At 69.2% G+C, this 12,005-nt stretch carries 14 protein-coding genes and 4 tRNA genes; 12 read left to right on the top strand and 6 right to left on the bottom strand.

Going from position 1 to position 12,005, the window contains the following annotated elements; translation table 11 throughout:
* Positions 1 to 4: 4 nt before the first annotated feature.
* The gene (locus tag ARC20_RS02020) at positions 5 to 439 is read left to right on the top strand and encodes an ExbD/TolR family protein (RefSeq protein WP_057643524.1); all 435 of its coding nucleotides are present in this window, start codon (positions 5 to 7) and stop codon (positions 437 to 439) included.
* A gap of 49 nt (positions 440 to 488) precedes the next feature.
* Here the strand turns inward: ARC20_RS02020 and ARC20_RS18480 are convergent, their stop codons facing one another.
* Positions 489 to 662, bottom strand: a complete 174-nt coding sequence (locus ARC20_RS18480; RefSeq protein WP_161809457.1) for a hypothetical protein — start codon at positions 660 to 662, stop codon at positions 489 to 491.
* A gap of 227 nt (positions 663 to 889) precedes the next feature.
* Here ARC20_RS18480 and msbA point away from each other — a divergent pair, with 227 nt between their 5' ends.
* The 11 genes from msbA (at position 890) to ARC20_RS01965 (ending at position 9,443) form a co-directional block, all read left to right on the top strand.
* Entirely contained in the window at positions 890 to 2,641 is a 1,752-nt protein-coding gene (gene msbA / locus ARC20_RS02015) for a lipid A export permease/ATP-binding protein MsbA (protein ID WP_081417988.1), read from the top strand.
* Positions 2,638 to 3,657, top strand: a complete 1,020-nt coding sequence (gene lpxK / locus ARC20_RS02010) for a tetraacyldisaccharide 4'-kinase (RefSeq protein WP_057643518.1) — start codon at positions 2,638 to 2,640, stop codon at positions 3,655 to 3,657. The genes msbA and lpxK overlap by 4 nt, the downstream gene beginning before the upstream one ends.
* A 51-nt stretch (positions 3,658 to 3,708) precedes the next feature.
* Positions 3,709 to 4,470: a 3-deoxy-manno-octulosonate cytidylyltransferase gene (kdsB, locus tag ARC20_RS02005; protein ID WP_161809458.1), complete on the top strand. Its 762-nt coding sequence runs from the start codon at positions 3,709 to 3,711 to the stop codon at positions 4,468 to 4,470.
* Positions 4,467 to 4,955 carry a low molecular weight protein-tyrosine-phosphatase gene (locus ARC20_RS02000; RefSeq protein ID WP_057643510.1) on the top strand — a complete coding sequence of 163 codons (489 nt, stop codon included), beginning with the start codon at positions 4,467 to 4,469 and terminating at the stop codon, positions 4,953 to 4,955. Before kdsB ends, ARC20_RS02000 begins: the two co-directional genes overlap by 4 nt.
* The gene (locus ARC20_RS01995) at positions 4,952 to 6,370 is read left to right on the top strand and encodes a redoxin domain-containing protein (protein ID WP_057643507.1); all 1,419 of its coding nucleotides are present in this window, start codon (positions 4,952 to 4,954) and stop codon (positions 6,368 to 6,370) included. Before ARC20_RS02000 ends, ARC20_RS01995 begins: the two co-directional genes overlap by 4 nt.
* Positions 6,367 to 8,214: an excinuclease ABC subunit UvrC gene (uvrC, locus tag ARC20_RS01990; protein ID WP_057643504.1), complete on the top strand. Its 1,848-nt coding sequence runs from the start codon at positions 6,367 to 6,369 to the stop codon at positions 8,212 to 8,214. Before ARC20_RS01995 ends, uvrC begins: the two co-directional genes overlap by 4 nt.
* A gap of 9 nt (positions 8,215 to 8,223) precedes the next feature.
* Entirely contained in the window at positions 8,224 to 8,859 is a 636-nt protein-coding gene (gene pgsA, locus ARC20_RS01985; protein WP_057643501.1) for a CDP-diacylglycerol--glycerol-3-phosphate 3-phosphatidyltransferase, read from the top strand.
* 36 nt (positions 8,860 to 8,895) lie between these two features.
* Positions 8,896 to 8,971, top strand: a tRNA-Gly gene (locus ARC20_RS01980).
* Between the two features lie 75 nt (positions 8,972 to 9,046).
* Positions 9,047 to 9,120 (top strand) — tRNA-Cys (locus ARC20_RS01975).
* 93 nt (positions 9,121 to 9,213) lie between these two features.
* A tRNA-Gly gene (locus ARC20_RS01970) sits at positions 9,214 to 9,289 on the top strand.
* 80 nt (positions 9,290 to 9,369) lie between these two features.
* A tRNA-Cys gene (locus ARC20_RS01965) sits at positions 9,370 to 9,443 on the top strand.
* Between the two features lie 71 nt (positions 9,444 to 9,514).
* On the opposite strand, the gene ARC20_RS01960 is transcribed toward ARC20_RS01965, so the two are convergent.
* The 5 genes from ARC20_RS01960 to ARC20_RS01940 are packed head-to-tail and all read right to left on the bottom strand — an operon-like array spanning position 9,515 to position 11,956.
* Positions 9,515 to 10,540 carry a site-specific integrase gene (locus ARC20_RS01960; protein ID WP_057643498.1) on the bottom strand — a complete coding sequence of 342 codons (1,026 nt, stop codon included), beginning with the start codon at positions 10,538 to 10,540 and terminating at the stop codon, positions 9,515 to 9,517.
* Positions 10,540 to 10,749, bottom strand: coding sequence for a DUF4224 domain-containing protein (locus tag ARC20_RS01955; RefSeq protein WP_057643495.1), 210 nt, complete (start codon positions 10,747 to 10,749; stop codon positions 10,540 to 10,542). Before ARC20_RS01955 ends, ARC20_RS01960 begins: the two co-directional genes overlap by 1 nt.
* Entirely contained in the window at positions 10,721 to 11,098 is a 378-nt protein-coding gene (locus ARC20_RS18720; RefSeq protein WP_237642484.1) for a hypothetical protein, read from the bottom strand. Before ARC20_RS18720 ends, ARC20_RS01955 begins: the two co-directional genes overlap by 29 nt.
* Positions 11,091 to 11,327 carry a hypothetical protein gene (locus tag ARC20_RS01945; RefSeq protein WP_057643493.1) on the bottom strand — a complete coding sequence of 79 codons (237 nt, stop codon included), beginning with the start codon at positions 11,325 to 11,327 and terminating at the stop codon, positions 11,091 to 11,093. Before ARC20_RS01945 ends, ARC20_RS18720 begins: the two co-directional genes overlap by 8 nt.
* Complete coding sequence (locus tag ARC20_RS01940; RefSeq protein WP_057643491.1) at positions 11,327 to 11,956, bottom strand: hypothetical protein; 630 nt, start codon at positions 11,954 to 11,956, stop codon at positions 11,327 to 11,329. Before ARC20_RS01940 ends, ARC20_RS01945 begins: the two co-directional genes overlap by 1 nt.
* Positions 11,957 to 12,005: the final 49 nt, after the last annotated feature.

Below are 12,005 nucleotides of genomic sequence, written 5' to 3'. Positions count from 1 at the left end.
GCGCGTGCGCATCCGCGACGACCGCGCGCAGGACGAGCCGCACATCGACCTGGTGCCGCTGATCGACGTCATCCTGGTGCTGATCATCTTCTTCGTGGTCACCACCACCTTCGATGCGCGCTCGACGCTGCAGCTGCAGCTGCCGACCGCCAGCGACCAGCACAGCGCGGCGCCGCCGCGTTCGCTGAGCGTGCTGGTGAATGCCGATGGCCACTATTTCATCAACGACCGCGAGGTGCTGCGCAGCGACATCGCTTCGCTCAAGCAGGTGATCGGCGAGGTGGCCGGTGATGACCGCGAGCAGACCGTGCTGCTGCGTGCCGACGCCCGCACGCCGTACCAGGCCGTGGTGACCGCGCAGGACGCGCTGGGCCAGCTGGGTTTCCGCAAGCTGGCGATCGCGACGGCGCCGGAAGTGGGGCGGCCGGGGCAGAAGTAGGATGCAGCAAGCCCGTGCGGGCATGCTGCACCTGCGGCAACGGCGGCGGTCAGCGGAACAAGGCGTTGTACATGAAGATGCGCCGCGCGGAGTTGAGCCATCTGTCGTTGTAGCCCACGCTGACGATCCTCGCCGTGCTGTCCACGCGTGACGTTACCCTCGAGAAGTCTGCCTTGCCGCCCGAGACTTCGTTCACTTCCTTCGCGCTCAATACCCTGATCATCTGCAAGACTCCGTTTGAATGCCCAGGTTCGGGCAGGTCCAGTCTGGTCAGCGCTGGCGCTGGGTCAACAGATGAACGTATCGTCCGCCGAGATACTCGTATATTCGTTTGATGAATCGCATGAACTTGAATGAGTGGCCGTCCATGCAGCACGCCAGGCGCAATCGCGCCGCTTCGCGCGCGCGCGCCATGCGCGGTGTAGAACGTCGCGAGCCAGGAGGACAGCGGTGAGCGCAGCCAAAGCAACGCCGGTCTGGCCGATCTACAAGCGGCTCCTGGGTTATTCGCGGCCTTATTCGAGCTGGCTGGGCTTGGCGCTGGTCGGCATGGTGGTGGAAAGCACCGCCGGCTACTTCTTCATGCTGCTGATGAAGCCGTTGATCAACGAGGGCTTCGTCAATCCCGAGCCGCGCGCGGCGGTGATGCTGCCGCTGGCCATCCTCGGCCTGTTCGTGATGCGCAGCCTGTCCACGTTCGTGGGCGACTACTGCATGGCGCGTACCGGCCGCAGCGTGGTGCGCGACCTGCGCGAGCAGGTGCTGGGCAAGTACATGCGCCTGCCGTCCACCTATTTCGACAATGAAGCCACCCCGGTGATGGTCAGCCGGCTCAACTTCGATACCGAACAGGTGACCCAGGCCAGCGCCGACGCGCTGAAGACCGTCGTGGCCGACACGCTGACCATCATCTACATGCTGGCGGTGATGGTGCAGATGAGCCTGAAGGTCACCTTCGCCATGCTGCTGGTGGTGCCACTGATCGGCGTCATCGTGTCCTACGTGGGCAAGCGCTACCGGCGCATCAGCCGTGGCATCCAGGACGGCATGGGCGCGATGGCGCAGACGGCCGAACAGTCGTTGTCGGCGCAGCAGGAAGTGAAGGTGCACGGCACCCAGCAGCACGAGATCGGCCGCTACCAGGTGCTGGCCAATCGCATGCTGCGCCTGAACATGAAGGTGGAAACCACCCGCGCGACCGCGTCGGCCACCGTGCAGTTCCTGGCCGCGCTGGCATTGGCGGTAATCGTGTTCGTCGCCACGCGAGAGTCGCTGGCCGGCCGCCTCAACGCGGGCGAGTTCATGGCGCTGATGAGCTCCATGATGGCCATCATCCCCTCCCTGCGCCGCCTCACCAGCGTGCAAAGCGCCATTTCCCGCGGCGTCGCGGCCGCCGAGCGCCTGTTCGGCATCCTCGACCTGCCCACCGAGCAGGACACCGGCACCCGCGAGGTCGCCCGCGCGCGCGGCGATCTCTCCTTCGAGCACGTCATGCTGCGCTATCGCCAGGACGACGGCCTGGCGCTGGACGACATCACCTTCGAGGCCAAGCCCGGCACGGTGACCGCCATCGTCGGCCGTTCCGGCAGCGGCAAGACCAGCCTGGTGCGGCTGGTGCCGCGCTTCTATGAAGCCACCGGCGGGCGCATCCGCCTGGATGGCGTGCCGCTGGACGACTATCGCCTGGAAGACCTGCGCCGGCAGATCGCCTTGGTGGGCCAGCGGGTGATGCTGTTCGACGACACCATCGCGGCCAACATCGCCTACGGCACCGAGGCCAGCGAGGAGCGCATCCGCGCCGCGGCCGAGGCCGCCAACGCGTGGGAGTTCATCGAACGCCTGCCGCAGCAGCTGCAGACGCCGATTGGCGAGAACGGCTCGCTGCTGTCCGGCGGCCAGCGCCAGCGCCTGGCGATCGCCCGGGCGATCCTGCGCGACGCGCCGATCCTCATCCTCGACGAGGCCACCGCCGCGCTCGACAACGAATCCGAGCGCCTCGTGCAGGACGCGCTGCACCGGCTGATGCCCGACCGCACCACGCTGGTCATCGCGCACCGCCTGTCCACCATCGAGCACGCCGACCAGGTGCTGGTGATGGACCACGGCCGCATCGTCGAACGGGGCACCCATGCGCAGCTGCTCGCGCAGGGTGGCCTGTACGCCCACCTGCACGGCATGCAGTTCCGCGAAAGGCAGGTATGAGCAAGACCCTGAGCAAGACCCCGGCCTACTGGTACGAAGACCTGCCGGTACCGTTCGGCGCGCGCCTGCTGGCGCCGCTGTACGGCGCGGTGGTCGGCCTGCGCCGCGCGCTGTACCGGCGCGGGTGGCTGCGGCGCCAGCAGGTGCCGGTGCCGGTGGTGGTGGTGGGTAACGTCACCGCCGGTGGCACCGGCAAGACGCCGCTGACCATCGCGCTGGTGGAGCGGCTGCGCGAGGCCGGCTGGAAGCCCGGCGTGGCCAGCCGCGGCTATGGCCGGCAGGACGCGGGCACGCCGCGCTGGATCGAACCGGGCACGAGCGCCGCGCTGGGTGGCGACGAGCCGGTGCTGATCGCCTGGAAGACCGGCGTGCCGGTGCGCGTGGATGCCGATCGCGTCGCCGCCGCGCGCGCGCTGCTGGCGGCCGGCTGCGACATCGTCGTCTGCGACGACGGACTGCAGCATTACCGGCTGGCGCGCGACGTCGAGATCGAAGTGGTCGACGGCAAGCGCCGCTATGGCAACGGCCGGATGATCCCCGCCGGGCCGCTGCGCGAACCGGCCGAGCGTGCACGCGAGTGCGATTTCCGCATCGTCAACCTGGGCGAAACGCCGGCCGAGGACGCCGCGATGGCGCCGGGTTTCGGCGAGTGGCAGATGCGCCTGCGCCTGGAGGAGGCCCATCCGCTGGGCGGTGGCCGCGCACGCCCGCTGGCGGCCTTCGCCGGACAGCGCGTGCATGCCGTGGCGGGCATCGCCCATCCGGAACGCTTCTTTGCCATGCTGCGCACGCGCGGCATCGGCGTGGTGCCGCATGCCTTCGCCGACCACCATCGCTACGTCGCGGCCGATTTCGAGTTCGGCAGCCAGCTGCCGGTGCTGATGACCGAGAAGGACGCGGTGAAGTGCCGCGACTTCGCCGACGACTGGATGTTCAGCGTGCCGCTGCAGGCCGACCTGCCGGCCGCGTTCTGGGTCGCGCTGCTGGACCGCCTCGGCAAGCTGCGTCGCGGCTGAGCCTTTCCTTTTCCCCTTGCCGTCCCCACGGTGCATGACATGACTGTCGAGATTCCTTCCTTCGTCGTCGCGGTGCCGGCGCGCTATGCCGCCACCCGCCTGCCGGGCAAGCCGCTGCGATTGCTGGGCGGCGAGCCGCTGGTGCGGCGCGTGGCCGAGCGGGCGCTGCAGGCCGGCGCGCGCGAGGTGTGGGTGGCCACGGATGACGCGCGCGTGTCCGAGGCCATCGCCGGGCTGGCCGGCGTGCACGTGGCGATGACCTCGCCGGACCACGCCTCCGGCACCGACCGCCTGGCCGAATGTGCTCGCCAGGCCGGCTGGTCGGACGACACCGTGGTGGTGAACCTGCAGGGCGACGAACCCTTCGCCCCGGCGGCGGGCATCCGCGAGGTCGCCCGGCTGCTGGCCGCGGGGCAGGCGCGCATGTCCACGCTCGCCGCGCCGATCACCGAGGCGCACGAGCTGTTCGACCCCAACGTGGTCAAGCTGGTGCGCGACGACACCGGCCACGCGCTGTACTTCAGCCGCGCGCCGATCCCGTGGCATCGCGATGCCTTTGCCGCCTCGCGCGAAACCCTGCCGCCCGGCGAGTGGCTGCGGCACATCGGCATCTACGGCTATCGCGCCGGCTTCCTGCAGCAGTTCGCGGCGATGCCGGCGGGGCGGCTGGAGCAGGTCGAATCGCTGGAGCAGCTGCGCGTGCTGGAGGCGGGCCACCGCATCGCCGTGGCGCTGACGCCCGAACAGTTCCCGCCGGGCATCGATACCCCGGACGACCTGCTGCGCGCCGAAGCCCGCTGGGCCGCCGCGTGAGGTTGCTGGTGCTGTGCCTGGGCAACATCTGTCGCTCGCCGATGGGCGAGGGGGCGTTGCGGGCGCGGCTGGACGACTCCCCGCTGGCCGGCGCCGTCGAGGTCGATTCGGCCGGTACCGGCGGCTGGCATGCCGGCGAGCCACCGGACCGCCGCGCGATCCGCTGCGCCGCCGGCCACGGCGTGGACATCTCCGGCCTGCGCGCGCGCCAGCTGCGCCGGGCCGATTTCCAGGCCTTCGACTGGATCCTGTGCGCCGACGAGGCCAACCTGCGCGATGCCCGCACCCTGGCCCCGGCCGGGCTGCGCGAGCGGGTCGTGCTGTGGCTGCCCTGGGCCGGGATCGACGACGCCCGCGAGGTGCCGGACCCCTACACCGGCGGCACGGCCGAATTCGAAGCGGCCTGGGACCTCGTGAACCGGGCCGCCTTGGCCACGGTCGAGCGCCTTACGCACGCGCCCGCTTTGGGCATAATCGACCGATGAGCGCGCAGAACCTCCAGGAATTCCCCGAATTCCCCACCTGGCTCAATGCCCGGCCGTCCACCCTGCAGGAACACCGCGGGCGGGCGCTGGTGCTGGCCTTCGTCAATGCGGGCTCGGAATGGTGCGTGCAGCGCCTGGCCGAGTTGTCGCAGTGGCAGGCGCGCAACCCGGGCCGCCTGCAGCTGATCGTGGTGCAGGTGCCGCGTTTCGATAGCGAACGCGAAGCGGAACGCTCGCTCAAGCTGCTGCGCCAACACGGCGTGCAGGCGCCGATCCTGCTGGATCGCGAATGGGAAACCTGGCGCCGTTTCGGCGTGACGTCGTGGCCGACGGTGGTGCTGATCGACGCGCAGGGCCGCGAGCGCCAGCGCGTGGTTGGCCTGGGCGGTGAACTCGAACGCGAGTTGCAGGCCGTGTGCGAAGGCCAGCCGATGCCCAGCGACGACGACCTGCGCGTGCCGGCGGAACGCAACCCCGAGCCGCGGATGGCGCTGCGTTTCCCGACCGGCCTGGCCGCCACCGCCGATCGCCTGTACATCGCCGACAGTGGCCACCACCGCATTTTGGAGTGCAACCACCACGGCCGCGTGCTGCGCCAGTTCGGCCTGGGCACGGCGGATTTCATCGACGGCGGCCTCGGCGAGGCGGCGTTCCGCCGGCCGCGCGGCCTGGCCGTCGCCCGCGAGGCGCTGTACGTGGCCGATGCCGGCAACCACGCGCTGCGCAGGGTGAACCTCTCCAGTGGCCACGTCGACACGTTGTGCGGCAATGGCCGCGCAGGCGAGCCGGTGGAAGGCATCGTCGGCGAGGCCGCGCAGGTCTCGCTCGACAGCCCGCAGGGCGTCACCGTGGCCGGCAACGAACTGCTGGTGGCCATGGCCGGCGACAACCGCATCTGGGGTTACGACCTCGGCCGCGGCGAACTGCGTTGGCGCGCCGGCGCCGGTGCGCTGGACGAGCGCGACGGCAGCGGCCACCTGGCCGCGTTCGCGCAGCCCACCGCCGTGGTGGCCGTGCAGCAGACGCTGTATGTGTGCGACGCCCTCGGCTCGGCGATCCGTTCGATGCAGCTGCGCGGCGACCTCGTGCAGACGCTCATCGGTGGGCAGGGGCCGTGGGAATTCGGCGATGCCGACGGCCCGCGCCATCTCGCCCGCCTGCAGTTCCCGCAGGCCATCGCGATGGATCCCGCCGCGCCGGTGCTGTGGATCGCCGACAGCGGCAACGGCAGCCTGCGCAGCCTGCGCCTGGGCGGTGGCGAGCTGGCCACGGTCAAGCTGCCGCGCCGCCTGCAAGGGCCCGCCGGCCTGACGGTGGCGGGCGGTAGCGTGTGGATTGCCGAAACCGATGCCCATGGCGTGCTGCGTTACGACATCGCCAGCGGCGAATTGAGCGAGTTCACGATCCAGGAATGAAAGCCAGGCCGCCCGCCGGATTCGATGGCAAGGCATTCGCCGCCCAACTGAGCACTGCTCCCGGCGTCTACCGCATGTATGCCGCCGACGACACGCTGCTGTACGTCGGCAAGGCCGGCGCGCTGCGCAAGCGCGTGGGCAGCTATTTCAACGGCTCGCCGAAGAACGCGCGCACCATGTCGATGCTGTCGCAGGTGGCGCGCATGGACGTGACCGTCACCCGCACCGAGGCCGAAGCACTGCTGCTGGAAAACCAGCTGATCAAGTCGCTGACGCCGCGCTACAACGTCTCGCTGCGCGACGACAAAAGCTATCCCTACGTGCTGCTGACCCGCGAGGAATGGCCGCGCATCGGCCTGCACCGCGGGCCGCGCGCGATCCCGGGTCGCTACTTCGGGCCGTATGCCAGCGTCTATGCCGTGCGCGAAACGCTGAACCTGATGCACAAGCTGTTTCGCCTGCGCAGCTGCGAGGACAGCGTGTTCCGCAACCGTTCGCGGCCCTGCCTGCAATACCAGATCGGCCGTTGCAGCGCGCCGTGCGTGGCGCTCGTGCCCCCGGAGGACTACGCCGAATCGGTGCGCCGCGCCACCTTGTTCCTCGAAGGCAAGAGCGACCAGCTCGGCGAAGAGCTGATGGGTGAAATGCAGGCGGCCAGCGAGCAGCTGCAGTTCGAGCGCGCCGCGCGCCTGCGCGACCTGCTGGCTTCGCTGCGCAGCCTGCAGAACCGCCAGTTCGTCGAAGGCCGCGCCGCCGACCTGGACGTGCTCGCCTGCGCCACCCAGGGCGCGCACGCCTGCGTGCTGCTGCTGGCGTTCCGCGACGGCCGCAACCTGGGCACGCGCGCGTTCTTCCCCAAGACCAACGGCGAGGACAGCCCCGACGAAATCCTCGCCGCCTTCGTCTCGCAGTACTACATCGAGCACGCGCCGCCGCGCGAGATCGTGCTGGATCGCGAAATCCCGGAGGCCGAACTGCTGGAGCACGCGCTCAGCGCCTCGGCCGAACGCAAGGTGGCGTTGAAGTGGAACGTGCGCGGCGAGCGCGCCGGCTATGTCGAGCTGGCGGCACGCAACGCGCAGAACACGCTGGCTTCCGAGCTCACCAGCCAAAGTGCCCAGCACGCGCGCAGCGAAGCGCTGCGCGAGATGCTGGACCTGGCCGAGCCGGTCAAGCGGGTGGAGTGCTTCGACATCAGCCATACGCTGGGCGAGGCGACGGTGGCCTCGTGCGTGGTATTCGACGCCGCCGGCCCGGTACGCGGGCAATACCGGCGCTTCAACATTTCCGGCATCGCGCCGGGCGACGACTACGCCGCCATGCGCCAGGCGCTGGAGCGGCGTTTCCGCCGCGCGGTGGAGGAGGGCGGGGTGCTGCCCGAGGTGCTGCTGATCGATGGCGGCGCCGGCCAGCTCGCGCAGGCACAGGCGGTGATGGCGGAACTGGGCATCACCAACGTGGCCCTGGTGGGCGTGGCCAAGGGCGAGGAACGCCGCGCCGGCCACGAGACCCTGGTGCTGCCCGACGGGCGCGAATTGCGACCGGGCGCCGCGTCGCCGGCGCTGCAGTTCATCCAGCAGGTGCGTGACGAGGCCCACCGTTTTGCCATCACCGGCCACCGCGGCCGGCGGCAGAAGGCGCGCATGACCAGCAAGCTGGAAGACATTCCCGGCATCGGTCCGCGGCGGCGTGCCAACCTGCTGAAACATTTCGGTGGCCTGGCCGGGCTCAAGGCGGCCGGCGAGGCGGAGATCGCGCGCGTGGAGGGCGTAAACGCCGCCCTGGCCGCGCGAATCTACGCTAACCTGCACGGGCTGCCGCTGCCCGACGCGAACGGCGAATAGAGACGCGCGATGAAGTTGACCATCCCCACCTGGCTGACGCTGCTGCGGATCCTGATGATCCCGGTGCTGGTCGTGGTGTTCTACCTGCCGTATTCGTGGACGAACTTCGCCTCGGCGGCGATCTTCGGCTTCGCCGCGATCACCGACTGGCTCGACGGCTGGGTCGCGCGGCGCTACCACCAGTATTCGGCGTTCGGCGCGTTTCTCGATCCGGTGGCCGACAAGCTCATGGTTGCCGTGGCGCTGTTCCTGATCGTGCAGGGCCACCCGACGCCGTGGATGGCGTTCTGGGCGGCGGTGATCGTCGGCCGCGAGATCGCGGTGTCCGCGCTGCGCGAATGGATGGCCGAACTGGGCCAGCGCGCGAAGGTGCGCGTGGCGATGATCGGCAAGGTCAAGACCACCGCGCAGATGGTCGCGCTGCTGTGCCTGCTGTATTCGGTGCAGCCGGGCCAGCCGGCCGCGGGCGTGGGCATGTGGATGGGCAGTTTCGTTTTCCACGTCGGTGACTGGACGTTGGCGATCGCCGCGATCCTCACGTTGTGGTCCGGTTTGCAGTACCTGCACGCGGCGTGGCCGAGCCTGCGCGAAGACGAAAAAGCCGCGCTACGGCAGAACCCTAAAAAAGTCGAAACCAACAGTTGACACATGATGCGTTCGCTGTAGAATTTCGCCTCCCAAGCGGGAATAGCTCAGTTGGTAGAGCGCAACCTTGCCAAGGTTGAGGTCGCGAGTTCGAGTCTCGTTTCCCGCTCCAGTTTCAGACCAGGCCCCGTTCGCGGGGCCTTGTCATTCCAGGTCGCAGCGATGCCATCGGGAACAAGGAATGCGGGGCCTGGTGGCAGATCGGTTATGCACCGGATTGCAAATCCGTAGAGATGGGTTCGACTCCCGTCCAGGCCTCCAAGTCCACTGCTTTCCGCCGGCCCTGCCGCTGGAAAGCGGAATGCAACAAAGGGTTGGCACGCACGTGAAGACCCTGTACAATGCGCAGCTCACGCGGGAATAGCTCAGTTGGTAGAGCGCAACCTTGCCAAGGTTGAGGTCGCGAGTTCGAGTCTCGTTTCCCGCTCCAGTTTCAGACAAGGCCCCGCTTGCGGGGCCTTGTGTTATCAGTCACCCGCCGCGGTTTTTCGGCTAGACTGGCAACCCACCGGCCTGGTGGCAGAGTGGTTATGCAGCGGACTGCAAATCCGCGTACGCCGGTTCAATTCCGACCCAGGCCTCCATTGCGATTCAAGAACTTGGCCCGCGGCGTGCGGGCCTTTTTCGTTCCGCAATTCGAAGGGGTGTTCCGCAATTACCTCGTCGGCGTCACCTTGTCGCCGCGCCGATTGCGCACGTAGTGCTCCGTCATCACCACCGACCCGTGCCCCAGCTGCCGCTGTGCCTGGCGAATGTCGCCGGCCGCGTCGGCCTTGTCGGTACCGGCCTTCGCGCGCAGGTCGCGGAACTGGATGCCTTCCACCTTCGCCGCGGCGCAGGCCTTCACCCATCGGCGCGACATGGCGTTGACGCCGATCGGGCGGCCGCCTTCGTTCACCACGAGCCTGGTGCTGTGCACCTTGTACCCGCGCTTGCGCGCGCGAACGCGCTCCAGCAGCTGCGCCAGTTCGCCGACGACCTCCACGCGCAGCCGCTTGCCGGTCTTCCCTTGGGCGACATGCACGGCGCCGTCGCGCACGTCCATTTCCGACAGGCCCAGGACGTCGGCCGGCCGCTGGCCGGTGAGGTAGGCGAGGTCCATCGCATCGCGCAGGCAGATGTCAGCCTGCTCCCAGACAGCCTCGTACTGGCTGTCGTCGATGTAGACGTCGCGGCCGGTCTCCTTGAAGCCCTTGATGCCGGCGCAGGGGTTTGGCAGCGCGGTGTAGCCGCGATCGCGCGCGAAGTTCCAGATGTGCGACAACAGCGCTTTCTCACGGTTGGCACGGACGTGGCCGGTGCCACCCTTGGTGCGCCAGGTCATGTACTGCCGGACGCTGACCGGCTGGATCGCCTCAAGAGGTGCCGGCGGGTCGCAGAAGAACTCCCGCAGCTTGGCGACCTCGCGCTGGTTGTCGGCGAAAGTGCGTGAGGCCTTGCGGCTGGCGACGTCGGCCATGTACCGGTCGCAGACCCAATCGAACATCACCCGGGCGGCCGCCGGCGCGCTCGCGGTGCCCTCGAGCACTGCCCAGCGCTGGATGGCCAGGCCATAGTCGCAGCCCAGCGGTTCCTCGCGGCGCGGCGTGCCGCCGTGGTCGTAGTAGTACCAGGTCTTCCCGCGGCGCACGCGCGCCCGCAGGTGGGGAATCGCACCGGGCTTTGTCGGCTTCCGTCCCATCAGGCGACCTTGTTGGACTTCCACGCCGGCGCCGCGCCGGCATCAGCCTGCGGGGTTCCGGTAACTGTCGACCGCATGACCACGGGCCGACCGTTCAGGTCGATATAGTGCCGGATCCCGTTCCGCAGCAGGAACTGCAGCTGCCGGGCGCGGATCGGGGTGCCGGTCAGGTCGCGCAACTCATCGCGCGATAGGCACAGGTCGCTCATGGGCGAGGTCCTCCAGGATATAGCGGGTATCGATGGCCCAGCCGGCCTCGCGCGCGCCCAGCAGGCGCAGCTCCGCGGCGTCAAAGTCGTCCAGGCCGAGCCAGGCAATCGCGGCGTCGATGTGCTGCGGCGAGAACGTGCGCGCGCTGCAGAACATGTCGTAGACGGTCTGGCGCGAGCACTGCCACGGCGCGGCCAGGTCCTGCATGCGGCGGCCGTCCTCGCGTAGGTGGCGGCGCAGCACTTGCCGCACGCTGGCCTTGCCGAGCGGGACGCGGATGGGCCGGCCGGCACAGGCCATGCCATTGTGCGGCGCTTGGCGGGGAAGTGTGCGGGCAGCTTCAGCCATGGCGAGCCTCCTTGGAGAGCGCGTGCGCGAGGTGCCGCGCATAGGTCGAGACAGCGCGCCAGTACGCGGCCATGGGACCCTTGCGCTTCCGCCAAGCCTTCTCGGCCTCGGTGTTCGCCTGGTCCCGAAGTTCACGCATCACCGCCTCGATACGCTCTCGGTCCTCTGCGGGGAGCGCGGCTAGCGCGCGGCCAGCGGGCAGTTGGAGGAGAGGATTGATGTAGCCCATCAGCCGCGGTCCTGACAGTAATCGTCCCACGCGCGCTGCACGCGCTGGAAGGCTCCCGGCGTGCCGCCGCGGTCGGGGTGGTGCTGGGCGCGCAGGCGCTTGTAGCTTCCATCGGGGTCGGTCGGGTCGAGCACGTCGCGCCAGCTCTCCGCCGCCGGCGACGGCAGAGCCGCGAAACCGGAGAAGGCGCGCTCCAGGATCGCCGCGCCCCCATGCCGCTCGATAGCGCGCATCGCCTCCAGCGTCGCCGCCACGGCCGCGAGGTTGTCGGCCACGCGGTCGTATCGGTCGATGGCCATGCAGCGCGGCGGCTGCCCGCGCGTGTATCGGTCCACCCAGTAGACGGCGACGCCCGGGTCGGCGGGCTCGCGCTGGTTCGAGCGCGGCAGACCGTCCAGTCGCAGTTCCAGGTTGGTGCTGATCACCAGGTCGTCGTCGCGGATGCCCATGCGCTGTAGCTCGGCGCGCACGCGCTCCACCGCCTCGGCAATGGTCAGGTCCCGCTGATTCTGCCAAGTACCGTCCCAGTTCTTGCGGCTGGCCTTGCGGAAGCGGGCCCGGTCGCGCGCTGCAGTCGGTGTGCGCTTCCAGCCGACCGGCCAAGACAACGGGAATGCGGGGATCGTCATGCGGCTGGTCCTCGGTGGTAAATTCCCGACGCACAACGGGAATGGAGTT

This window comes from Stenotrophomonas panacihumi (assembly GCF_001431645.1).
Lineage (GTDB): Bacteria > Pseudomonadota > Gammaproteobacteria > Xanthomonadales > Xanthomonadaceae > Stenotrophomonas_A > Stenotrophomonas_A panacihumi.
The sequence above is the reverse complement of the archived record's forward strand: the minus strand, read 5'-3'. Positions and strand labels throughout refer to the sequence as shown.

Coding starts and splice junctions, on each gene's coding strand:
- ARC20_RS18480 (WP_161809457.1), bottom strand. CDS start 662: ATGATCAGGGTATTGAGCGCGAAGGAAGTGAACGAAGTCTCGGGCGGC.
- lpxK (WP_057643518.1), top strand. CDS start 2,638: ATGAGCAAGACCCTGAGCAAGACCCCGGCCTACTGGTACGAAGACCTG.
- ARC20_RS01995 (WP_057643507.1), top strand. CDS start 4,952: ATGAGCGCGCAGAACCTCCAGGAATTCCCCGAATTCCCCACCTGGCTC.
- uvrC (WP_057643504.1), top strand. CDS start 6,367: ATGAAAGCCAGGCCGCCCGCCGGATTCGATGGCAAGGCATTCGCCGCC.
- pgsA (WP_057643501.1), top strand. CDS start 8,224: ATGAAGTTGACCATCCCCACCTGGCTGACGCTGCTGCGGATCCTGATG.
- ARC20_RS01960 (WP_057643498.1), bottom strand. CDS start 10,540: ATGGGACGGAAGCCGACAAAGCCCGGTGCGATTCCCCACCTGCGGGCG.
- ARC20_RS01955 (WP_057643495.1), bottom strand. CDS start 10,749: ATGAGCGACCTGTGCCTATCGCGCGATGAGTTGCGCGACCTGACCGGC.
- ARC20_RS18720 (WP_237642484.1), bottom strand. CDS start 11,098: ATGGCTGAAGCTGCCCGCACACTTCCCCGCCAAGCGCCGCACAATGGC.
- ARC20_RS01945 (WP_057643493.1), bottom strand. CDS start 11,327: ATGGGCTACATCAATCCTCTCCTCCAACTGCCCGCTGGCCGCGCGCTA.
- ARC20_RS01940 (WP_057643491.1), bottom strand. CDS start 11,956: ATGACGATCCCCGCATTCCCGTTGTCTTGGCCGGTCGGCTGGAAGCGC.